General features: G+C 69.1%; 17 protein-coding genes and 2 pseudogenes. 9 read left to right on the top strand and 10 right to left on the bottom strand.

Going from position 1 to position 22774, the window contains the following annotated elements; genetic code table 11:
• Positions 1–24 precede the first annotated feature (24 nt).
• The 4 genes and pseudogenes from QQY66_RS41710 (at position 25) to QQY66_RS41720 (ending at position 2800) form a co-directional block, all read left to right on the top strand.
• Positions 25–993, top strand: coding sequence for a YafY family protein (locus QQY66_RS41710; protein WP_301985611.1), 969 nt, complete (start codon positions 25–27; stop codon positions 991–993).
• Positions 994–1079: 86 nt separating this feature from the next.
• A pseudogene (locus tag QQY66_RS41715) lies at positions 1080–1428 on the top strand (rhamnogalacturonan lyase); the annotation flags it as partial.
• 54 nt (positions 1429–1482) lie between these two features.
• Positions 1483–1617: pseudogene (locus tag QQY66_RS50615) on the top strand (hypothetical protein); the annotation flags it as partial.
• Between the two features lie 355 nt (positions 1618–1972).
• Complete coding sequence (locus QQY66_RS41720) at positions 1973–2800, top strand: helix-turn-helix transcriptional regulator (protein WP_301985612.1); 828 nt, start codon at positions 1973–1975, stop codon at positions 2798–2800.
• On the opposite strand, the gene QQY66_RS50620 is transcribed toward QQY66_RS41720, so the two are convergent.
• From QQY66_RS50620 to QQY66_RS41735, 3 genes are all read right to left on the bottom strand, one after another.
• Positions 2734–3027 (bottom strand): DUF397 domain-containing protein, encoded by a 294-nt coding sequence (locus QQY66_RS50620; protein WP_367667031.1) that lies wholly within the window; start codon positions 3025–3027, stop codon positions 2734–2736. The genes QQY66_RS41720 and QQY66_RS50620 overlap by 67 nt on opposite strands.
• A 395-nt stretch (positions 3028–3422) precedes the next feature.
• Positions 3423–6074 carry a cellulose binding domain-containing protein gene (locus tag QQY66_RS41730; RefSeq protein ID WP_301985613.1) on the bottom strand — a complete coding sequence of 884 codons (2652 nt, stop codon included), beginning with the start codon at positions 6072–6074 and terminating at the stop codon, positions 3423–3425.
• A 264-nt stretch (positions 6075–6338) separates the two neighbouring features.
• The gene (locus QQY66_RS41735) at positions 6339–9254 is read right to left on the bottom strand and encodes a glycoside hydrolase family 48 protein (RefSeq protein ID WP_301985614.1); all 2916 of its coding nucleotides are present in this window, start codon (positions 9252–9254) and stop codon (positions 6339–6341) included.
• A gap of 319 nt (positions 9255–9573) precedes the next feature.
• Here QQY66_RS41735 and QQY66_RS41740 point away from each other — a divergent pair, with 319 nt between their 5' ends.
• Together QQY66_RS41740 and QQY66_RS41745 are read left to right on the top strand one after the other, a co-directional pair.
• Entirely contained in the window at positions 9574–9705 is a 132-nt protein-coding gene (locus QQY66_RS41740; protein WP_301985615.1) for a hypothetical protein, read from the top strand.
• A gap of 62 nt (positions 9706–9767) precedes the next feature.
• A complete protein-coding gene (locus QQY66_RS41745) occupies positions 9768–11468 on the top strand; it encodes a glycoside hydrolase family 6 protein (RefSeq protein WP_301985616.1) in 1701 nt (566 codons plus the stop codon).
• A gap of 111 nt (positions 11469–11579) precedes the next feature.
• On the opposite strand, the gene QQY66_RS41750 is transcribed toward QQY66_RS41745, so the two are convergent.
• Complete coding sequence (locus tag QQY66_RS41750; RefSeq protein ID WP_301985617.1) at positions 11580–12350, bottom strand: phytanoyl-CoA dioxygenase family protein; 771 nt, start codon at positions 12348–12350, stop codon at positions 11580–11582.
• Between the two features lie 138 nt (positions 12351–12488).
• Between QQY66_RS41750 and QQY66_RS41755 the strand changes: the two genes are divergently transcribed.
• Together QQY66_RS41755 and QQY66_RS41760 are read left to right on the top strand one after the other, a co-directional pair.
• Positions 12489–13394, top strand: coding sequence for a trans-aconitate 2-methyltransferase (locus QQY66_RS41755; protein WP_301985618.1), 906 nt, complete (start codon positions 12489–12491; stop codon positions 13392–13394).
• A gap of 96 nt (positions 13395–13490) precedes the next feature.
• A complete protein-coding gene (locus QQY66_RS41760) occupies positions 13491–14192 on the top strand; it encodes an SDR family oxidoreductase (protein WP_301985619.1) in 702 nt (233 codons plus the stop codon).
• A 28-nt stretch (positions 14193–14220) separates the two neighbouring features.
• On the opposite strand, the gene QQY66_RS41765 is transcribed toward QQY66_RS41760, so the two are convergent.
• The 4 genes from QQY66_RS41765 to QQY66_RS41780 form a co-directional block, all read right to left on the bottom strand.
• The gene (locus QQY66_RS41765) at positions 14221–15057 is read right to left on the bottom strand and encodes an aldo/keto reductase (protein WP_301985620.1); all 837 of its coding nucleotides are present in this window, start codon (positions 15055–15057) and stop codon (positions 14221–14223) included.
• A gap of 107 nt (positions 15058–15164) precedes the next feature.
• The gene (locus tag QQY66_RS41770) at positions 15165–16991 is read right to left on the bottom strand and encodes a long-chain fatty acid--CoA ligase (protein WP_301985621.1); all 1827 of its coding nucleotides are present in this window, start codon (positions 16989–16991) and stop codon (positions 15165–15167) included.
• 245 nt (positions 16992–17236) lie between these two features.
• Positions 17237–17539: a hypothetical protein gene (locus tag QQY66_RS50625; protein ID WP_367667032.1), complete on the bottom strand. Its 303-nt coding sequence runs from the start codon at positions 17537–17539 to the stop codon at positions 17237–17239.
• 44 nt (positions 17540–17583) lie between these two features.
• Positions 17584–18462, bottom strand: coding sequence for a LysR substrate-binding domain-containing protein (locus tag QQY66_RS41780; RefSeq protein WP_301985622.1), 879 nt, complete (start codon positions 18460–18462; stop codon positions 17584–17586).
• 169 nt (positions 18463–18631) lie between these two features.
• Between QQY66_RS41780 and QQY66_RS41785 the strand changes: the two genes are divergently transcribed.
• Entirely contained in the window at positions 18632–19636 is a 1005-nt protein-coding gene (locus tag QQY66_RS41785; RefSeq protein WP_301987671.1) for a bile acid:sodium symporter family protein, read from the top strand.
• Here QQY66_RS41785 and QQY66_RS41790 read toward each other — a convergent pair.
• Together QQY66_RS41790 and QQY66_RS41795 are read right to left on the bottom strand one after the other, a co-directional pair.
• The gene (locus QQY66_RS41790; protein ID WP_301985623.1) at positions 19572–20789 is read right to left on the bottom strand and encodes a DUF4185 domain-containing protein; all 1218 of its coding nucleotides are present in this window, start codon (positions 20787–20789) and stop codon (positions 19572–19574) included. The two genes, QQY66_RS41785 and QQY66_RS41790, sit on opposite strands and share 65 nt — an antisense overlap.
• 9 nt (positions 20790–20798) lie before the next feature.
• A complete protein-coding gene (locus QQY66_RS41795; protein ID WP_301985625.1) occupies positions 20799–22697 on the bottom strand; it encodes a sialidase family protein in 1899 nt (632 codons plus the stop codon).
• Between the last annotated feature and the right edge of the window lie 77 nt (positions 22698–22774).

The following is a 22774-nucleotide window of genomic DNA, read 5'->3' on the forward strand; positions in this document are numbered from 1 at the left end:
CCGCTTCACTGACATCCTGTGTCAGTGAAGTCCAGCCGACTCGTCTCGATCCTGCTGCTCCTCCAGACCCGGGGCCGGATGACCGCCGCCCAGCTCGCGGAGGAGCTGGAGGTCTCCGTCCGCACGGTCTACCGGGACGTGGAGGCGCTGAGCGCGGCCGGTGTCCCGCTGTACGGCGACGCGGGCCACGACGGCGGCTATCGGCTGCTGGACGGCTACCGCACTCGCCTCACCGGCCTGACCGCCGACGAGGCCGAGGCGCTGTTCCTCGCCGGGATCCCGGGACCCGCCGCCGAGCTGGGCCTCGGCTCCGTACTCGCCGCCGCCCAGCTCAAGGTCCGCGCCGCACTGCCAGCGGAGCTGCGGGCCCACGCCGACCGGATCAGCGGCCGTTTCCACCTCGACGCCCCCGGCTGGTACGCGGACGGCGAGCAGGCCCCGTATCTCCCGGCGGTCGCCGACGCCGTGTGGAACAGCCGGGTGCTGCACGTCGTCTACCGGCGCTGGCGCGAGCCCACCGACGTGGAGCGCCGCCTGGAACCGTACGGACTGGTCCTCAAGGCGGGCCGCTGGTATGTGGTCGCCGGTCCCGGGCCGCGCACCTTCCGGGTCGACCAGATCCTCGAACTCACCGCGTCGGACGAGGAGTTCACACGTCCCGGCGACTTCGATCTCGCCGCCTACTGGGAGGCGTACCAGAGGGACTTCCACGACCGGCTGTACCGGGCGGAAGCGGTGGTGCGCCTGGCGCCGTCGGCGACGCTCTCCGGCCCGCTCGCCAGCGCGGTGGCGACGAACGGCCGTACGGACGAGACCGGTTGGATCCGGGCCACCGTCCCCATCGAGTCCGTCGACCACGCGGCGGGCGAGTTCCTGCGCCTGGGCACGGACATCGAGGTGCTGGAGCCGCCCGAGCTACGGGCGAAGATCGCGCGGACGACCGCCGAACTGGCCGCAAGATACGGCAACTTCGAGGTGCACGGCGACCACTGAGAGGCCGGAACCCGTCCGTCCTCCAGGAGGTACGTCTCGTGCAGCACCCGCACAAGCACCGCAGACGAAGGGTCGTCCTCTCCGCGCTGGGCGCCACGGCCGCGCTCGTCGCCGCCCAGCAGCGGCAACCTGGTCAGCTGGCGCTGGCTGGGCACCGACCCGGGCGACGTCTCCTCCAACGTCTACCGCGCCGGTACCAAGGTCCACGCGACCCCGATCACCGGCTCCACCAACTACTTCCACTCCGGCGCGCCCGACCAGGCCGACTCGGTCCACGCGATCCAGTTCCGCGCCGGCTACAAGGACGTCCCCATCTCCCCGCCCGCGGGCGGCACCACACCCGACGGCGTCGCGTACACCTACGAGGCCAACGACGCCTCCGTCGGCGACCTCGACGGCGACCTCGACCGCGTCCTGAAGTGCCAGCCCACCAACAACACGGCCCTGCGCATCTACTCGACCCCGGTCGAGACCAGCACGAAGATCACGACCCTCCTGCACGACCCGATGTACCGCACGGGCATCGCGTGGCAGAACACCGGCTACAACCAGCCCCCGCACCCGAGCTTCTTCATCGGCAACGGGATGCCGACGGCGCCCAGGCCGACCGTCTACACCCCATGACCCGTCCCGGCTTGTAGCCCTGACGAGTGATTCCAGGCGGCTTTCCGCATCGGCGGGCAGCCGCCTCCGTCGTGGGCTGAAGCAGGGAAGAGCGGCACCTCAGTAAAGCCAATTCTGATCGGCCGTCACTCCTCCCTCACCTGCACTGATCACCTGACGTCGTGTCTTGCCAGTTTCCGTCGTGGGATGGCACGGTGTGCTATGAAGCACGGTGACTCATCCTCAAGTGAGGTAAGGCAAGGGTGAGTAAGGCTTCTTGGGTTAGCGCCCGCCGACATGAGGCATCAAGGGGCGGCCGAGGAGGTATGCATGCACATCAGGTCCATCCAAAGTGAAACCGAAGGAGTGGTGTGTCATGGCCGAAAACCCCATGTACTCGAGGCAGCGGCTGGCTCGGCGGCTGCGGAAGGGGCGCGAGGACTCCGGCCTCACCCAGCAGCAGGTGGCGGAGGCGTTCGGCTGGTCGCCGTCGAAGGTGATCAGGCTCGAAGGCGGGACCAAGCCGGTGAGTGTGCCGGACACCATGGTGCTGCTGGCGAAGTACGAGATCGCCGGAGAAGAGGCAGAGCAGCTGATCGAGCTGGCGAAGGTGGCCCGCCAGCCCTCCTGGTACGCCAGCTACCGAGAGATCATGTCACCCGAGTTCGAGGCCTACTTGGCCTATGAGGAGTCGGCGTCCATCATCAGGGATTTCTCCCGGAACGTCGTTCCGGGTCTTCTCCAGACCGAGGAATACGCCGACGCCCTCTTCGAGGCGTTCGGCGTCCGCGAGGCAACCCGCGAGATGCGGGTCGAGTTGCGGCTGAAGCGCCAGAAGGTGCTGGACACGGACGCGCAGCTCTACTTCATTCTGGACGAGGCGGCGCTCCGCCGGCAGGTCGGCTCCGACACGATCATGAGGCATCAGCACGAGGCGCTGGTCAGGGTGAATGAGCGGCCGAACGTGACGGTCCTGTACGTGCCTTTTCGAGCCGGCATCTATCCGTTGTTCCGGAGCCCTTATGTCATCTTCGAATTCCCGGACAGCGACGACTTGGTGACGTATTTGGAGAAGCCCGAGACGGAAGAGTTGCTGAGTGAGAAGACGCCCAAGTCCGGTCAGCAGAGTCCGTCGGACTATTTGGATGCCTTTTGGAAGCTGGAGCACTCGCTGGCGTCGGACGTCGCGCAGGCCTTCGCGTAGTTGGGGTGATGATGTACGGCTCGTATGAACGCCGCCCACGACACCGTTGCGTAGGTGAGATGTCTGCGGTCGGGACTTTTCGAATCCCTGACGGCTATCGCGGCGTCTCGGAGTATCTCCACGCAGGCTTCGCCGGCCCCGGAGTAGGAGCTCTTCTGCCATCGGCCGACGCTCTGGAACTCCACATCCACCCCCTGTGCGAGCCAACGATGCCGCTTGCACATCATGGGCGACACACCTTTGCTTCAACAAGGTGTGTTTTCCGACGTCATCAGCCGAAGAGGGGGATGTGTATGGCGTCCTGAGAAAAGGAGCCCCTGGGCCTTGCCGGCAAGCATCCGGCCCGGGGCTCCCCTGGAAGAGCGCTCCCTCACGATCACGAAGGGCACCCTATGGAGCGTAAGTCTAGCGATTCTTCTGGCGGAACTGTCACGAAGGTCGCGCGTAAACATTGGAACAGCTGGGGACGGACTGTCGCAGGCCACGGCCTGCGAGGAGCCAGCTCGGCGGCCGGTACCGCCCTCATCTCCTTCATAGTTTGGTGGGTCAGGTACAGGTAGGCCGTCTTCGGACATTGGTAGGTCAGCTCCCGGGCCGGTGATCCGGCCCGGGAGCCCGGCCGTCACCGCACCGTGCAGGTCTGCTCACCCAGCTTGAACGCGATCGGCTTCGCGTTCGCTCCCGACCAGCTCCCCGTGAACCCGAAGCTCACGGACGAGCCCGCCGCCACGGTGCCGTTCCAGCCCAGGTTCTTCGCCGTCACCGCTGAACCCGACTGCGTGTGATCGGCGTTCCAGAGCTGGGCGATGGTCTGGCCGTTCGGGAAGGTCCAGTTGAGCGACCAGCCCGACCAGGCACTCGTCCCGGTGTTGCTCAGCTGGACGTCCGCCTGGAAGCCGCCCGACCACTCGTTGGTCACCTTGTAGGTGACGGCGCAGGCGCCCGTCGGTGTGGGCGTCGGGCCGGTGCCGCCGCTGTCGGCGGTGTCGCCGTAGATGACGCCGCGGCCGTTCGTCGCCACGTACACCCGGCCGTACACCCGAGGGTCACCGGTGATCGCCGCACCCGTCCAACCCCACTGATGGGCGTCGTCGTTGATGCGGGTCCAGGTCGCGCCGCGGTCGGTGGAGCGGAAGATGCCGCGTACGCCGCCGATCTTCGCGCTGGTGTAGAGCGTCTGGTACGTCGCTCCGGGCGCCGCCTTGCCGAAGCCGATGGTGTCGGCCTGCTCGACGTCGGACAGCTTGGTGAAGGTGGCGCCGGAGTCGGTGGAGTGCCACAGGCCGTACGCGCCGTCGCTCGCGCCGCCCGCCAGCCATACGTCCCCCTTCGTGCCGGGCAGCGCCTTGAAGCGGACGGTGTCGCCGGAGGGGAGTCCGGTCGCTGCCGACGCGGAGAAGGTCGCGCCGCCGTCCGTACTGACGTAGAACTTCCCGGACTTGAAGCCGTAGAAGGTCATCGGGTCGACCCGGTCGGACTCGACGATCGCGCCCGCCGGGATGCCGCTCGACGCCGACCAGGACGTGCCGAAGCCCCTCGCGTAGTGGACCCCCGTGCCCTGCGGACTCCACACGAACCGGCTGCCGTCGGCCGCCGCAGCGACTGTGCCGCCACCGCTGACGCCCGAAGGGTCCGTTCCCGCGAACCAGTTGGCGCCGTTGTCCGTCGAGAACGCGATATGCGGTCCCGAGTCCAGATTGCCGGCGCGGACCACGGTGTTCGGGTTGCTCTCCGCGAAGTCCAGGCTGGTCGTCGAGGTGAAGTTCGGGGAGGTGTACATCATCGGCGGGACCTTGGTGAGATCCGTGTGCCGGAAGCCGCCTATGTCGCCGAGCGCGCTGAGCAGGGGAGCGCCCGAGGGCGGCGACGCGAGGTCCAGGACGGCCGTCTCCTCCAGGCCCCGCACCATCGGCTTGATGGTGAACTGGCCTCCGCTGTCCCACTTCGACAGGTCCTCGGTGCCGTAGATCGTCGCACCCGTCCCGTACATCATCCGGTTCGAGTCGAACGGGTCGATCTCCAGCGACTCCGTCATCCAGCCGAGTTTCGGGGTCTGTTCGGGCGGCGCCGGATTCGCGCCCCAGATCAGCCAGGGCGACGAGGAGACGTCCATCGTGTAGCGGTTCGAGCGGTTGGGGTACGAGGTGTAGTCCCAGGCCTTCGTCCAGGTGGAGCCGCTGTCCGTCGAGCGGAAGATCTGGGTGTCCGGCCACCAGGAGCTGTACCCCGTCGCCATCACCGTGCCGGGCCGTTGCCGGTCGACGGTGAGACCGCTGAAGCCGTAGTACGTGTCGGCCTCCGTCACCGGGCTGATGTCCGTCCAGGTACCGGTCGCGGTCGCATACCGCCACAGCCGGCCCTTGCCACCGTCGTACGGACCGCCCTTGTCGCTGTAGGCGAGGTACAGATAGCCGTTCGTCGCGTCCAGCACGCCCTTGTGGGCCAGATAACCGGTCGGCTGCCCGGCGACACGGGACCAGGTCGCCCCCGCGTCCGTCGAGCGGTACACCGCGTTGTCCTTGTCGGCGACCCCGACGTAGATCGTCCGTGTGGCGCTGCCCGCCGTACCGGTCGACTCGTCGAACGTGACCCAGACGATGCCCTGATTGTCGGAGGCGTAGCCGCTCGTGTCGCTCGGATCCTGCGCGTAGTTGCCGACGTTGGGGAAGTTGGTCACCTGCGACCAGGTGGCACCGGAGTCCGTCGACCGCCACAGCCCCTTGCCGCTGGGCGCCCCCAGATACAGCACGCTGTTCCTGTTCGGGTCGACGGCAAGCCGCTCACCCATGCCCCGGCCCGGCATGTTCCCGCCCAGCTTGAACGGCAGCTCGGCCTTCTGCCAGCTGGCGCCCCGGTCGGCGGAGCGCAGCACCGCCCCGTTCCCCGGGTCCCAGCTGTTGGTGTACGTCCCGACCGCCGCGTACACCCTGTCCGGGTCGACGGCGTCGGAGGCCAGACTGACGACGCCCGTGTGCCCCCAGTCGTCCCAGCCGACCGAGTCCAGCAGCGGCGTCCAGGTCTTCGTCGACTCCTGCCAGCGGTAGGCACCGCCGATGTCGGTACGGGCGTAGGCGAGGTTCTTCTCGGCGCGGTTGAAGACGATGCCGGGGACGAAGCCGCCGCCGTCGATGCGCGCGTTCTTCCAGGTGTAGCTGTCGGCGGCGATCGACACCTTCTTCGCGGCGATGGCGTCGGAAGCGAGTGCGGGCGGGGTGCCGGCGAGGAGACCGGCTGCTAGGGCCAGGACGGCCGTGAGGATGCGGGTTCTTCGCACGGGGGGTCCTTTCCTGGTGGGGGGAGCGGTCGGTAAGCGCTTTCCATCCAGTACGAGAGTTGCCGGGCGGCCCTCATTGCGAGAGAGGGCCGCCCGGCCGGTCGGTCTCGCCGTCAGGTGACGAGACCACGCACGCGGAGCTTTTAAGCGGTTCCGGAGAAGAGCGGTGCTACCGCGCCCCGGCAGGGGCGCGGGGAACTGCACGACCAGCCACAGCGGACCGGCAGCCGAACACGGCTCAACCCGCGGAGCGCCCGGCGGGGACTATTCGAGAAGCTCCGCGTACGAGCCCATGGCCAGGGCGATGTCCGCCTGGGCCCAGAACCGGTGGTACGTGAAGGAGGGCGCGGCCCCGCCCGCCAGATACGCCTCGATCTTCGACCAGGCCGGGTCGTCTTCGTAGAACGAGCGGATCGAGTCGAAGGTCGACGACGAGTTGATCACGTCACCGTTCGGCATGGTGCCGCTCCAGCCGGACGGGACGTACACTCCGTCGTCGAACCGGCTGTAGTCCGCGCGGGTCTCCGGGACGGCGATGCCCAGCGCGTCCTGATGGTTGCCCCACATGCCGTCGAGCAGAGCCTTCGCCGTCGCCGCGGCCTCCGTGTCACCGGAGCGGTCCGCGTAGTACGTCAAGGTCTTGGTGTACGCGGCGGCCACGCCGACATCGTTCGTGTAGTCGGCGACGGTGACATGAAGTCCGTTGTTGGCGCCCGGACTTGACGGGTTCCACGTGTCGGGCTGGCCCGACCACTGAAGCGTCGACGGAATCTGGTACGTGCCGTCGGGATTGACGGTCGTCTCGGACAGCGCCCAGTCGACCCACTTGTCGAGGACCGCCTTGGCCTCCGCGTTCCCCGTCTGCTGGTAGTACTCGGCGACCCGCTCCATCGACCACGCCTGGAAGCCGAACCACTGGTTGGACGGCGGGTCGTGGTAGACGGGCTGCTGGTCGTAGTACATGCCGTAGAACGTCGACTTCCCGGCCGGCGGAGTCGCGTACCGGCCCGCCCAGCTGTTGGTCGCGCCACCCGCGATCGCGCCCTCGGACGACTGCAGCCAGCGGTAGAACTCCAGCTGCCGGTCGAGCGAGGTGGCCCAGTCCTGCTGGCCCGTCGCAGACTTGGGCTTCAGGTCGGCGTAACTGCTGAGCGCATACGCGGCGAGGGGATTCTGGTAGCCGCCGTGCGCATGGCTGGAGCCGATGCGCCAGGACCAGCCGGCGGAGGTGTCGGTGGCGCCGCCCCACGCGTAGTACCAGGACAGCAGGTAGTGCGAGGAGTCCTTGCCGGTACCGGCCGGGCAGGACGAGGGCCCGACACAGTTGCCGACTTTCTTGAAGTACTTGTCGTACATGGCGTAGCGCAGATAGTCGCCCATCTTCGCCGCCTTGCCGACGGTCGCCGAGACGTCCGAGCCCTTGCCCTGCTCCTCGGCCCAGATGTCCGCCCAGTACGCCGCCTGCACCGCACGTGCGTCGGCGTCGGGGGCGTTGGTGAACTTCCACTGCTTGGCGTAGGACGAGTCGCCGGTGAACAGGTCCAAGTACCCGTTCGGGCCGCCGTACTTGAACGCGTCACAGGTCGGCTGCGGCACCGTCTCCCACACCGACTCCTGCGCACCGCGCTGGAAGGTGTTGATGTACGACGGACCGGTGTCCGACGGCCCCGCCTCGCACTTGCCGGGCGAGTTGCCGAAGCCGTAGACGTTGTCGACGTCCTGCAGCCAGTGCATGCCGTACACGTCGTCCGTGCCGTACGCGCTCTTCAGCTCGGCCGCGATCGGGTCGGAGCCGACGGAGACCGACGGGTCGAGCCGGGCCGGGTACTCGTTCGGAGTGTCCAGCTCGGGCGCGTAGGTCGCCGGCTTCGACGCGTTGTAGAAGGAGTTGGTCGGCTGGTCGGCATGGGTGGGGATCATGTACTTCTCCATGATTTCCCAGGCGCCGTTGAACTTCGACCAGTCGCCGGTCACCTTGCCGTACATGGCCTGGAGCAACAGCAGATAGCTGTACGCCTCCGACGTGGTCTCATGGCCGTGGTCCGGCGCCTCGACGATCAGCGTCTCGACCGAGTGGTACGGGATGCCCTCGGGGGAGAAGTAGCCGTTCGCCGGGTTGGTGATCTTGCCGTAGAGCTCCAGGAAGCGGGCGTCGTACTGCTTCGTCGCCGCGATCTGCGTGACCGTGACAGCGGCCTTCGCATGCCCGGTGGCGGACGACTCGAACGTCGCCGAGCCCGTGCCCGACGAGTCCGCCGTCACCGTCACCGACTGCGCGGTGTTCCAGTTCGACGGAGTGAAGGTGAGGGACGCCCCACCGGTCACCGACAGACCCGAGTTGCCGCCCGTCCGGGCCGTCGTGACGGTCACATCGGCGGACGGCTGAGTCGACAGTTTCACCTGGTACGTGCCCGTCTTGCCCTGCTGGACGGCCAGTTGGTTGGTCGAGGCCACCACGGCGGGACCCGAGGCGACCGTGATGCCGACCGGCGTGGAGCTCGCGGACGCGCCCAGGCTGTCGTACGCCTTCGCCACCAGCGAATGACTGCCCACGGTCAAACTTGAGACCGAGAGCGAGTACGGCGCGCTGGTGTCGGTGCCTAGCAGCGTGGTGTCGTCGTAGAACTCGACCTTGCTGATCGTCGCGTCGTCGGCCGCCGCTGCGGTGGCCGCCAGCGGGACGGCGTCACCCTGCGAGTAGACGGCGCCCGCGGTCGGGCTGGTCAGCACGGTGATCGGCGGCTGATGTGCGCCTGTGCAGGGCGTGCCGTTGATCGCGAAGTTCGTGGGCGCCGTGTTGGTGCCGCTGTAGGTGAACTGCGCGCCGGTCGAGGCGGCGGCTCCCGCCGCGATCGTCGCGTTGTACGAGGCGCTCTGCACGGTGACCGTCCGGCCGGACTGGGACCAGGTGCCGTTCCAGCCGTTGGTCAGCTTCTGGTTGCCCGAGTACGCATACGTCAGGGTCCAGCCGCTGATCGGATCCGTGCCGCGGTTGGTGATCGTCAGGTCCGCGGTGAAGCCGGAGCCCCAGTCGTTGGTCTTGTAGTCGACGCTGCACTGAAGTGCCGCCGCCTGGGCGGGTGTTGATCCTGTCGACAGCATCGTGAAAGGGAGTGCGAGGGCCGCCACGACGGCGGTCCATAACCGCCGCGCGGTGCGGCGTCTCCTTTTGGGGGGCATGTGCTGGTTCCTCCTTGCGGCTCGGGAAAGTCAAGGCTTGAACCAGTGGGAGCGCTCCCATAGTGGGGATGGGCGTCTAGGGGGTCAAGGTGCTTGAAGAGTCGAAAAGATTCGATGGATTCAGTTGAGGAAAAGTCAAGCGCATCCTCTGTTCTTTACCGTTACTTGGCGCTACCTTCCATCACACAGTGGGAGCGGCTCCATCAGTCGACGCGTCCGTCCGACGCGCCCGAACTGCAAGGACTCGCTCATGCGAAACCCCCCGCGTTCAGGACTTTTACTCGGCTTATCGCCCGCGTGCACCAACAACACGGCTGCGGTGGGCAGTTGGCGTGTCGGCTACGAGGTCGCCGGTGCGCAGGACCTCGTCGACGCCGTCCGGGGCACCGGCGCGCGGAACCTGGACCTCGAACACGTGGAAGCGCAGCTCCGGTCCGGCGCTGATGCGTGATCACTTGCGCGCCCTCAACGGATAACACCTCCTATCTCCGACCGAGAGGGAAACCCGCACTCATGAGTCGTACCAGAACAGCGATGCTCGCCGCCCTGGCGCTGGTCGCCGGAGCCTCCGGGACGGCGTTCGCCGTCGATACCGGCGGCATGGAGGCCGCCGCCGTCCCCTGCACCGTCGACTACAAGGTGCAGAACCAGTGGGACACCGGCTTCACCACCGCCGTGACGGTCACCAACAACGGCGCCGCCAAGTCCGCCTGGGCGGTCAAGTGGTCGTACGCCGGAAACCAGAAGATCACCAACGGCTGGAACGCGAAGTTCAGCCAGAGCGGGGCCGCCGTCACCGCCGCCAACGAGTCCTACAACGGGACGCTGGCGGCCGGCGGTTCGATCAGCTTCGGCTTCAACGCCTCGTACAGCGGGAGCAACGCGCTGCCGACGAGCTTCACCCTCGACGGCGTGACCTGCAACGTCGACGACGGTGGCGGCCCCACGGGCCCGACCGGACCGAAGGTCGACAACCCGTACTCCGGCGCCAAGGTGTATGTGAACCCGGAGTGGTCCGCGAACGCCGCCGCCGAGCCGGGCGGCAGCCGGATCTCCAACCAGCCGACCGGTGTGTGGCTCGACCGGATCGCCGCCATCAACGGAGCAGGCGGCAAGATGGGTCTGCGCGCCCACCTCGACGAGGCCCTGACGCAGAAGGGCAGCGGCGAGCTCGTCGTCCAGCTGGTGATCTACAACCTGCCCGGACGCGACTGCGCGGCCCTCGCCTCCAACGGTGAGCTCGGCCCGACGGAGATCGGCCGCTACAAGACCGAGTACATCGACCCGATCGCCGCGATCCTCGCCGACCCGAAGTACGCCGCGCTGCGGATCGTCACCACCGTCGAGATCGACTCGCTGCCCAACCTCGTCACCAACACCGGAAGCCGCGAGACGGCCACCCCGGAGTGCGATGTGATGAAGGCCAACGGCAACTACGTCAAGGGCGTCGGCTACGCGCTCAGCGAGCTCGGTGACGTGCCCAACGTCTACAACTACGTGGACGCAGGGCACCACGGCTGGATCGGCTGGGACGACAACTTCGCGCCGTCCGCCCAGCTCTTCAGGGAGGCGGCGTCGGCCGAGGGCGCCACGGTCAACGACGTCCACGGCTTCATCACCAACACGGCCAACTACAGCGCCCTGAAGGAGAACAACTTCACCATCAACGACAACGTGGCCGGCAAGTCCGTCCGCGAGTCCGACTGGGTCGACTGGAACCGGTACGTCGACGAGCTGTCCTTCGCCCAGGCCTTCCGCACTCAGCTGGTCTCGGCCGGCTTCAACTCGGGTATCGGCATGCTGATCGACACGTCCCGCAACGGCTGGGGCGGCTCCGCCCGGCCCGCCGGTCCCGGTCCGACGACCAGCGTCGACACGTACGTCGACGGTGGCCGCTACGACCGTCGCATCCACGTCGGCAACTGGTGCAACCAGTCCGGCGCCGGCCTCGGTGAGCGTCCGCAGGTCAACCCGGCCGCCGGGATCGACGCGTATGTGTGGATGAAGCCGCCGGGGGAGTCCGACGGTTCGAGCGAGTTCATCGAAAACCCCGAGGGCAAGGGTTTCGACCGGATGTGCGACCCGACGTACGAGGGCAACCCGCGCAACGGCTACAACATGTCCGGCGCGCTGCCCGACGCACCGATCTCCGGGCACTGGTTCTCCGCCCAGTTCCAGCAGCTGATGCAGAACGCGTACCCGCCGTTGTCGTAGTGCTATGACTGCGGCTGCGGGTCGTCCGTGGCTGGTCGCGCCCGCGCGGCGGAGCCGCATATAGATACAGCCCCGCGCCCCTTCGGGGGCGCGGTAGTCCGCCGGGGTTGGTCAGTTCTCTCTGGCCAGGCCCCGGCGGATTGCGAACTCCACTGCCGAGTAGTCGGCGTCGGGCCGCTCCAGTTCGATCGGCTTCGCCGTGTGCAGGGGTGGCTGGGCCATGAAGCGGGGGCGGGTGCCGTGGTGGGGCTGGGCGGCGTGGACGAGGAAGGGGTGGCAGAGGTAGACGTCGCCGGGGCTGCCGGTGGCGTGGGCGAGCGGGCGGTGTGCGGAGGCTTCGGCGACCTTCGGGCCGAGCTCCAGGTAGGAGGCGCCCGTCTCGCCGTACGGCGCCAGGACCGGCGGTACGTCGAGATGTGAGCCGACCCGGATGCGGGTCGGGGCGTTGCCCTCGGTGACCTCGCTGAACAGGAACAGCATCAGCAGCGCGCGGTCCTTCGAGCGCAGGTTCGTGTGGGGGTGCTCGGCGCCCTCGGGGACGTAGCTGCCTTCGATGTGCCAGCCCGCGTCGTCCGGTTCCTCCTCGTGCGGGAACCGCAGCGGGAAGCTGCCCAGCGAGTAGCGCGACTGCCAGCGGTCCTCACCCACCAGCAGGTCGAACGCCTCGTGCAGGGCGGGGGAGTTGGCGGCGGCCGCGAAGGGGCCCTGTGCCATGTCGTATACCCAGTGCACCGGGTCCTTCCAGGTGCCCGGATCCTCCGGGTCGTACCCGGTCTCCCGCCACAGCAGCCGTGCGCAGTGCTCGGCGACGCGCGGCGGGAAGGCGCCCTCGATCTTCACGAACCCGTCTTCGAGGAACCGTTCCACCATCACGTCGTCCATGGGGCCATCCTGGGCGACCGGCGGCAGGCGGCGCATCCGATTTTCGGCGCCGTGGTTTTTGCTGCGGCGGCAACTGCGATTGCCTGTTCGCGGTGCGTCGGCGCACGCTGGCCGTACGCGGACGAGAGGCTGACCACCATGGCGCACGACCACCAGCACCAGCATCAGCACCAGCACGACCACCGTCACCAGCACGATCACACCGACATCGACTGGGCTGAGATGGCCCCGCTGCTGGAGGCACAGGCGGAGCTGTACACGCCCCTGCACGAGCGCGCGCTCGCCTGGCTCGGCAAGAAACAGACCGAGCCGGGGCTGATCGTCGACGCGGGCAGCGGGCCCGGCGTCGTCTCCTGTCTGCTCGCCGACGCCTTCCCCGGCGCCCGGGTCGTCGCCGTCGACGGCTCCGAACCGCTGCTGGAGCGGGCCCGCGCGCGGGCGAAGCGGCTCGGCGTCGCGGACCGCTTCGGCACGCTCGCCGGTGAACTGCCGGACATCATGACCGACTTGGACTACCCGGCCGATCTGATCTGGGCCAGCCACAGCCTGCACCACCTCGGCGACCAGCGCGCCGCGATCGCGGCCTACGGCGAACGGCTGACGTTCGGCGGCACGCTCGCGCTGGTGGAGGGCGGCCTGCCCACGCGCTTCCTGCCGCGCGACATCGGGATCGGGCGCCCGGGCCTGCAGGCGCGCCTCGACGCCGTGCAGGAGGAGTGGTTCACGCAGATGCGGGCGGCGCTGCCGGGGAGTGTGGCGGTGCCCGAGGACTGGCCGGCCCTGATGACCGCCGCCGGCCTGAAGCCCACCGGCACCCGCAGCTTCCTGCTCGACCTGCCCGCCCCGGCCCCCGACCGGGCACGCACCGTCGCCGCCGCCACCCTCTCCCGCCACCGCGAGATCATCGGCGACAGCCTCGACGCCACCGACCGCGCCACCCTCGACCGCCTCGTCGACCCCGACGACAAGGCGAGCGTGCACCACCGCCCGGACCTGTTCGTCCTGTCGGCCCGCACGGTCCACACGGCCGTCCGGACCGGCTGAGGCGCGGCTCAGCAGCCGCCGGGCACAGAGCACTTGACTTCAAGAGCACTCCAAGTGATGGACTCCCCGCAGTTCACCAACGAACAGGGGGAAACCATGACTGACTCTCCGGTCACGCTCATCACCGGCGGTGGCAGTGGCATAGGCGCCGCGGTCGCCCGGCAGCTGCTCGGCGCCGGGCAGCGAGTGGCCGTCACCGGCCGCGGTGAGGCACGCCTGCGCGGCTTTGCCGAGGAACTCGGCGATCCTGAGGGCCTGTTGACGATCGCCGGCAACGCGGGCGACTACGACCAGATCCGTGCGGCCGTCGAGGTCACGCTCAAGGAGTTCGGGCGGCTCGACACCGTCGTCGCCAACGCCGGTTTCGCCACGCACGATTCGGTCGCCGAGGGCGATCCCGCCGGGTGGACGGAGATGGTGCTGACCAATGTGCTCGGCCCCGCGCTGCTCATCCGCGCGTCCATCGACGCGCTGAAGGAGACACGGGGCCGGATCGTCCTGGTCGGGAGTGTCGCCGGGTTCGTGCCCGGGCCGGGCAATATCTACGGGGCGACGAAGTGGGCCGTGACCGGGCTCGCCGAGAACACCCGGCGGCAGGTCACCGAGTGGGGCGTCGGCGTGACCCTGATCGCGCCCGGCCGCGTGGAGACCCCGTTCTGGGACAACTACGGCAGTCTGCCGCCCGGCCATCTCCTCACCGCGGACCAGATCGCCGACTCGGTCGTGTGGGCGATCCGCCAGCCGGAGGGAGTCGACATCAACACGGTCGTCGTACGACCGATCGGGCAGCCCAACTGACGTATGCGGGCCGCCCGACCGGTGCCGCTCAGGCTCCTTCGAACGTGGCCGGGTCCGGACCGATCCGCCGGTCCTCGTTGAGCGCGCTGATCGCCGCCAGGTCCTCGGTGTCCAGGGTGAAGTCGAAGACCTCGATGTTCTCCTTGATCCGGGACGGCGTCACGGACTTGGGGATCACCACGTTGCCCAGCTGGAGGTGCCAGCGCAGCACGATCTGGGCGGGCGTGCGGCCGTGCTTCTGGGCGATGGCCACGATCGCCGGGACCTCCAGCAGGCCCTTGCCCTGGCCGAGCGGCGACCAGGCCTCGGTGGCGATGCCCTGCTCCGCGTGGTACTCGCGGGCCGCGTGCTGCTGGAGGTGCGGGTGCAGCTCGATCTGGTTGACCGCCGGGATGACCGACGTCTCGCCGATCAGGCGCTCAAGGTGCTCCGGCAGGAAGTTGGAGACGCCGACGGCACGGACCCGGCCGTCGGCGAGGAGCTTCTCGAACGCCTTGTACGTGTCGACGAAGTTGCCGGTGGCCGGGCGCGGCCAGTGGATCAGGTACAGATCCAGGTGGTCCAGGCCGAGCTTGGCCAGGGACTCGTCGAAGGCGCGGAGGGTGGAGTCGTACCCGTGGTCGCTGTTCCAGAGCTTGGTGGTGACGAAGAGGTCCTCGCGGGGAACGCCGGAGGCGGCGATCGCCCTGCCGGTGCCCTCTTCATTGCCGTAGATCGCCGCTGTGTCGATGCTGCGGTACCCGGTCTCCAGCGCGGTGGTGACCGCCTGCTCCGCCTCGTCGTCCGGCACCTGCCAGACGCCGAAGCCCAGCTGGGGCATCTCGACGCCGTTGTTGAGGATGATCGGGGGGACCTTGCTGCTCACGAGCTCTCGATCCTTCGGTTGTCGTCAGGTGGTATTCATATCGTCAACGATCACGAGCCGTGATGCATTCCTGACCGGAGAATCCCTCGAAACTCCTTGCACGGGCGTCACGCCCGGTACAGCGCCTCGACCTCGTTGGCGTAGGCGTTCTCGATCGCCTTGCGCTTCAGCTTCAGCGACGGGGTCAGCAGCCCGTGCTCTTCGGTGAACGGCTGGGCGAGTATCCGGAATGTGCGGATCGATTCGGCCTGTGAGACAAGCGTGTTGGCGGCGACCACCGCGCGCCGCACCTCCGTCTCCAGGTCCGCGTCGCGCACCAACTGGGCCGGGGACATCTGGGGCTTGCCGCGCATCGACAGCCAGTGCTCGACGGCCTCCTGGTCGAGGGTGACCAGGGCGGCGATGTAGGGGCGGTCGTTGCCGACGACGATGCACTGGGAGACCAGCGGATGGTCCCGTACGCGTTCCTCCAGCTGGCCGGGCGAGACGCTCTTGCCGCCAGAGGTGACCAGGATCTCCTTCTTGCGGCCGGTGATGGTGAGATAGCCGTCCTCGTCGAGGGAACCCAGGTCGCCGGTGGCGAGCCAGCCGTCGTGCAGGGTCTCGTCGGTGGCCTTCTTGTTGTTGAGGTAGCCCTGGAAGAGGTTGGCGCCGTGCAGCCAGATCTCGCCGTCGTCCGCGATGTGCACCGTCATGCCGGGGATGGGCTGGCCGACGGTGCCGTAGCGGGTGCGCTCGGGCGGGTTGGCGGTCGCGGCGGCCGTCGACTCGGTGAGGCCGTAACCCTCGTAGATGTGCACGCCCGCGCCCGCGAAGAACAGGCCGAGCCGCCGGTCCATCGCCGAGCCGCCGGTCATCGCGTGCCGGATGCGGCCGCCCATCGCCGCCCGGATCTTGGCGTAGACGAGCTTGTCGAACAGCTGGTGCTGCACGCGCAGACCGGCCGAGGGGCCGGGCCCGATGCCCCAGGCCCTGGCCTCCACGGCGTCGGCGTACTTCACGGCGATCTCGACGGCCTTCTCGAAGGGCCCCGCCTTGCCCTCCCGCTGGGCCTTGCGGCGGGAGGCGTTGAAGACCTTCTCGAAGATGTACGGCACGCCGAGGAAGAACGTCGGCTTGAAGGCGGCCAGGTCGGGAAGGAGGGCGGCCGCGTTCATCTGCGGCTGGTGGCCGAACTTGACCTTGCCGCGGATCGCGGCGACCTGCACCATCCGCCCGAAGACATGCGCGAGCGGCAGGAACAGCAGGGTGGCCGCCTCGTCGCCCTTCTTCGAGTGGAACACCGGCTCCCAGCGCTCGATGACCGTGTCCGCCTCGTACATGAAGTTGCCGTGCGTGATGACACAGCCCTTGGGGCGGCCCGTCGTCCCCGAGGTGTAGATGACCGTGGCGACCGAGTCCGGGGTGACGGCCTGGCGGTGCCGGTGCACGATCTCGTCGTCGATGTGGGCGCCCGCGTCGTACAGCTCCTGCACGGCGCCGGAGTCGAGCTGCCACAGATGGCGCAACTGCGGAAGCCGGTCGATGACCGTGGCGATGGTCATCGCGTGGTCCTCGTGCTCCACGATCGCGGCCGTGCACTCGGCGTCGTACAGCATCCAGAAGCACTGCTCGGCCGAGGACGTGGGATAGACCGGGACCACCTGGGCGCCGATCGTCCACAGCGCGTAGTCGAAGAGCGTCCACTCGTAACGGGTGCGGGACATGATCGCGACCCGGTCGCCGAACCGGATGCCTCGGGCAAGCAAACCCTTGGCGAGAGCCAGCACTTCGTCACGGAACTCCGCGGCGGTGACGTCCCGCCACTGGTCCAGCTCGTCCTTGCGGCCGAGCGCGATGTGCAGCGGGTCTTCCTGGGCGTGCTGAAAGACGACATCGGCCAGACCGCCCACCGGCGGCGCCAACGCCAACGGAGGGTTGGTGAACTCGCGCAAACCCCGCTCCCCGCTCCCTCTTACCTGGTTCAGGTGACGCTCCGCACAGGCCGTGAAAGCTACCCCACGCGCGGGCGCGACGGGAGAGGGGCCAAAACGGAGTGACTCTCAGGTACGCCCTGGTCAGTGTCGGAAAATGCCCTCACATGGGGAAAGGGTCGGACAGTTTCCTTACGGTTGAGTAAGTTTCGGTGCCGTAATCTCCACCGAATCTGTACGACGCGATTACGGCACCGGACGGGGTATCAGTTCCGGTGCGCGGCCTCCTCCTCCGTCAGCGTCCGCGCGGGCGCTTTCGTCACTCCGCCCGGCGCACTGACCAGGGCGAGGACAAGCACTCCGGCCGCCGTCGCCACACAACCGGCCACCCCCGCGGCCGAGTTGAGGCCCGCGGCGAACGCCTCGTGCAGGGTGTGCTCGGGGAACGCGCCGCGCAGCGCTCCGGCGCCACCCCGTCCAGCATCATGGTGACGTCGGTCGTGAGGAACAGCGCGGGACTCCACGACTGCTTGAGCGGGCGCCTGGGCCACCTCCCCGGCGTCCAGCACGTGGAGGCGTCGCCGTTCCTGCGTCGGGTCAAGCAGCTGACGTATCAGAAGCCCTTCCGCTGACGGCGGTGCAGCCGGTCGCCGCCCGCCAGGATCGCCGCGGCGAGGGCGTCCGCCGCGCCCTGGGCGGAGGTGCGGCGGCGGCCGTGGACGAGGACGAAGTCGACCTGGCCCAGTTCCGGCAGGCCCGCCCGGTCCGGTACGCGGACCAGGCCGGGCGGGATCAGGCCGCGGGAGTGGGCCATCACGCCCAGGCCCGCGCGGGCTGCCGCGACGAGGCCGTTGAGGCTGCCGCTGGTGCAGGCGATGTGCCATGCGCGGCCCTGTCGCTCCAGGGCCTCCAGGGCCAGGGCGCGGGTGATGCCGGGCGGCGGGTACACGATCAGCGGGACCGGGCGGTCGGGGTCGAGCCGCAGGCGTTCCGCGCCGATCCACACCAGGCCGTCGTGCCACACCAGTTCTCCGCGCGGGTCCTCGGGGCGCCGTTTCGCCAGGACCAGGTCGAGCTTCCCGGCGGTCAGCTGCTCGTGCAGGGTGCCCGACAGCTCGACCGTCAGCTCCAGGTCGACCTCGGGGTGGTCGTGCCGGAAGCCCTCGAGGATCTCCGGCAGCCGGGTCAGCACGAAGTCCTCCGAGGCACCGAAGCGAAGCCGGCCCCGCACCCGGGTACCCGTGAAGAACGCGGTCGCCTGCTCGTGCACCTCCAGGATCCGGCGCGCGAAACCGAGCATCGCCTCGCCGTCCTCGGTCAGCTCGACGGAGTGGGTGTCCCGGGTGAACAGCTGCCGCCCGGCGGCGTTCTCCAGCCGCCGCACATGCTGGCTGACCGTCGACTGGCGCAGCCCGAGACGCCGGGCGGCCTGCGTGAAGCTCAGGGTCTGCGCCACCGCCAGGAAGGTGCGCAGGTGGGAGGGCTCGTACACACGGAACACGGTAGCGCTTTATCGCGGAACGCGATGACAGTCAGAGCAGTATGACGGATTCCCGATCACGGTGTCGTGGAGGACGATGGAGAGGGGCCCTCTTGGCCCCACACCGCCCGAGAACCAGAGTTAGTGGAGCACCGTGAAACGCCTGCGTTGGCCCCGTTGGATGCCGATCGACCCGTACATCCTGCTCCTGCTCGGGACGGTCGGCTTCGCCGCTCTCCTGCCCGCGCGCGGGACGGGCGCGGACGTCGCCTCCGGTGCCTCCACGGCCGCGATCGCCTTCCTGTTCTTCCTGTACGGGGTGCGGCTGTCGACGCGCGAGGCCCTGGACGGGCTCAAGCACTGGCGTCTCCATGTCACGGTCCTGGCCTGCACCTTCGTGATCTTCCCGGTGCTCGGTCTGGCGTCCCGCGGCCTGGTCCCGGTGCTGCTGTCGGAGCCGCTCTTCCAGGGCCTGCTCTTCCTCACGCTCGTCCCGTCGACCATCCAGTCGTCGATCGCCTTCACCTCGATCGCCCGCGGCAATGTGCCCGCAGCGATCTGCGCCGGCTCCTTCTCCTCGCTGGTGGGCATCGTCGTCACTCCGCTCCTTGCGGCCTCCCTGCTGGGCGGCACCGGCGGTTTCTCCGCCGACTCGCTGATCGAGATCGTGCTGCAGCTGCTGGTGCCGTTCCTCGCCGGGCAGTTGCTGCGCCGCTGGATCGGCGGGTTCGTCGCCCGGCACAAGAAGGCGCTCGGACTGGTCGACCGCGGGTCGATCCTGCTCGTCGTCTACACCGCGTTCAGCGAGGGCATGGTGCAGGGCATCTGGCACCAGGTGAGCCCGGCCCGGCTGGCCGGTCTGCTCGCCGTGGAAGCGGTCCTGCTCGCCGTGATGCTCGCGCTGACCTGGTACGGCGCCAAGGCGCTGCGCTTCGACCGGGAGGACCGGATCGCGATCCAGTTCGCCGGCTCGAAGAAGTCCCTGGCCGCCGGACTGCCCATGGCGAGCGTCCTGTTCGGCGCACAGGCCGCGCTGGCCGTACTGCCGCTGATGCTCTTCCACCAGATGCAGCTGATGGTGTGCGCGGTGATCGCCAAGCGCCGGTCGCACGACAAGGTGCTCAGCGAGCCGGCTCCAGCCGAAGAGTCACGAATCGCGGTCGGTACAGGGACACGTTCCGGCTGAGCTGCGCCGCCGCGCCACCATTGGTGTCCAGCCAGTTGACGTCGTAGCTGAGCACCAGCCGCCCGTCGTCGCTCAGCTCGGGGTGGACCTGGGGGTTGTACGCGGCGACCTGACCGTCGGGCAGCGCGGGGCTGAAGTCCCGCGTCGGCCCGTGCCAGGGCCCGGTGGGGGAGCAGGCCCAGTACGAGGTGATCGTCGTCAGCCCCTCGGCACCCGCCGCCATGGTGAACAGCACATACGTGTCGTCCTCGCGCACCACCGAGAACGCGCTGCCCACGCCGTCGCCCAGCACCGCGCGCGGGACACCACGGGCCGCCCACCCGGACCCGTTCCAGTACTGCCAGGCGCCCGGCTCGGCGAGCCTTCCCTCGGGCACGCGCGCCACGTACGCCGACGAGGCGGGGCGGGACGCGGCCTGGGCGTCGTCGCCACCGAAGACGTATGTCCAGCCGTCCCGTTCGACCAGCGTCGTGCCGAACAGGACCCGCCGGGAGGGATCGGGGACGAGTTGCTGGTCCAGCACCGGGACGACCGACTCGACCCGCAGATCGGGCAGGGACAGGGTGGCGACCTCGGTGGCGGTGGGCACGCCGTAGATCCAGGGTGACGGGCCCGCCGTCCGCACCCACAGCACCACCCGTACGACCTGCTCCGGCGAACCGGGAGAGCGGGGCTCGACCCGCGCGGCGACCGGCCACCGCCACTGGTTCGGGGCCGGGTCGGGGAACAGGGGCGCAGGGAGGGTGCTCTGGAGCCGGCCGTCCCGCATCACCACCGCCGAGTTGCGGACCAGCGGCGCCGCGGTGTCCCGCCAGGCGTGCGACTCGCCGACCGGGTTGGGCGGCGCGTACACCTGGCCGAGAAAGGTGTCCGAGAACAGCCACAGCAGCCGGCCGTCCGGCAGCCGCACCGAGTGGGTGCCGTCGCCGCCGGTCCAGTCGTCCGCGCGGGACGCGTCGTCGCCGTAGCGGGCGAACTCGCCGGTCAGCCCGCGGTCCGCCGACCAGGAGCCCACCGTACGGGCCGGGCACGCGCCGCCGCCCTCCCGGTCGCCGTCCGGGAGGGCGGTGAGCAGCACGGCCCCGAGCACCAGGGTCAGCAACAGGCCGAGCCCGGTCCCCGTCCGCTGTCGTGCTCGTGCGTCGTCGGGCACGCCGCGACGTTAGTCGCTGCCGTTCACCTGGTCCATGGGCAGCCACACCACGGTGTCGAGGACCGGCCCCGTGCCGTCCGTACGGACTTCGCCGATCTCCGCGTCGGTCAGCGCCCGGTCCCAGACGCGGACGTCGTCGATCGCGCCGGTGAAGAAGGCACGACTGTCCATGCGCTCGCCGATGTGCACCCCGAAGGGCGAGTTGCGGCTCACCGAGCCGGGCACATCGGCGGCGCTGATCGCCTTGCCGTCAAGAAACAGGGTCAGTGCCCCGTCGCCGCGGCGCAGCGCCAGATGGTGCCAGCGGCCGTCGTTGTACGCGCCATCGGTGCTCACGGACGCCTTGCGCACGGTCGTCGGACCCTCCCGCGCGGTCATCAGGGCCTGCACACGGTTGCTGGCGGGCTCGCCGCGCAGCGTGATGTGCGGCTGGCCGGTCGCGACGCCGCCCATCGACAGCAGCGGCTGCTCGCCGGACGTGGCGGTGTGCCGGAACCAGAGGGAGGCGGTGAAGTCCTTGGTGCCGAGCGGGAGCCGGTCGTGGTACGGCAGGCGCACGGCGTCGTCGGTGCCGTCGAAGGCCAGCGCACCGTCGAAGGCGCCGTCCGTCACCGTGGCACCGCCGAGGACGGAGGCCGACGGGGCGAGCAGGGCCTGGTCGGCGGTGGTGGGGTCGGAGCCGCGCCGCGGGGCGAGCCAGTCCTCGTTGAACCGGGCGAAGCGGATCTCGTCGCGGGCGTCGACGGTCCCCGCCTCGTACATCAGGCCCGTGGTGGTGCCGGTGATGTGCACCAGATCGGAGTAGCCGGACCAGTCCCGGGTGACGACCGTGCCGCGGTCGACGCTGTCCCAGGTGGCGCCGCCGTCGTAGGAGGAGCGGATCATCATGGTCCGGCGGCGGTCGGGGTCGCCGGGGCAGGCCAGCAGCATGCGGCTGCTCACCCGCAGCATCGAGCACTGCACCTGCGGGGCGTACAGGTCGGGAAGGTTCTGGAAGGGCGTGCCGAAGCTGTCGCCGCCGTCCTCGCTGACGGCCTGGGTGCGATGGCCGACGTTGGTGCCGTCCTGCTCGCGGCCGCTGACCAGGATCGTGCCGTCGGTGCGCTCGGCCAGCGTCAGCTCGCCGTTCTTCTGCTCGAAGGTGCCGTCCGCGGCGACTTCCGAGGAGTCGGTGGCGCCGAGCCGCCAGTGGTCGCCGCCGTCGTCGCTGATGATGAGCGCCGCATGGTTCGCGGTGACCCGACTGCCGTTCCACGTCTCGCCGTTGACGCTGATGACGATCCGCCCGGCGTTCAGGCCCCGGGTGAGCTGGATGCCGTGCACGGGCCCGGTGGCGTACCAGGAGTTCCAGTGCTCGGGCAGGATCTCGGCGCTCAGGTCACGCGGCTCGGACCAGGTGCGCCCGTCGTCGTCGCTGTACTGCAGATACGGGCTGCGTTTGCAGGGTACGTCGCAGTTCCCGCTGTCCGAACGGCCCTTGTTGTACGTCTCCGCCAGCAGGATCCGGCCCGTGGACTGGTCCACGACCGGCGTCGGATTGCCGTGCGTGTCCCCGGCGCCCTCGTTCACCACCTGGAGCGGGCCCCAGGTACGGCCGCCGTCGGTGGAGCGCTTGACGACGATGTCGATGTCCGTGGCATCACCGCAGTTGAGGACGCGGCCCTCGGCGAACGCCAGCAGTGTGCCCTGGTTGGTGCGCACGATCGCCGGGATCCGGTAGCAGGCGTAGCCGGGGTCCTGCGAGGCCTTGAACAGGACCTGCTGCTCGAACTGGGGCGCCTTGGTGGCCGGTTGGGCGTGTGCGGGGCTCGGCAGCGCGGCGGCCGCCGTACTGACGGCGGCCGCGGTGAGAGTGTGTCTCAGAGCTCGGAGGGGGGATCTAAGACGTGCACGAAGACTTGGCGGCATGGCATGACCTGCCCTTCAGGCATCTGGACATCTGACCGTCTGGACGTCCCACGTCCAACATGCGTGCATCAGACGGT

Origin of the sequence: Streptomyces sp. DG2A-72 (assembly GCF_030499575.1) — a bacterium.
GTDB lineage: Bacteria > Actinomycetota > Actinomycetes > Streptomycetales > Streptomycetaceae > Streptomyces.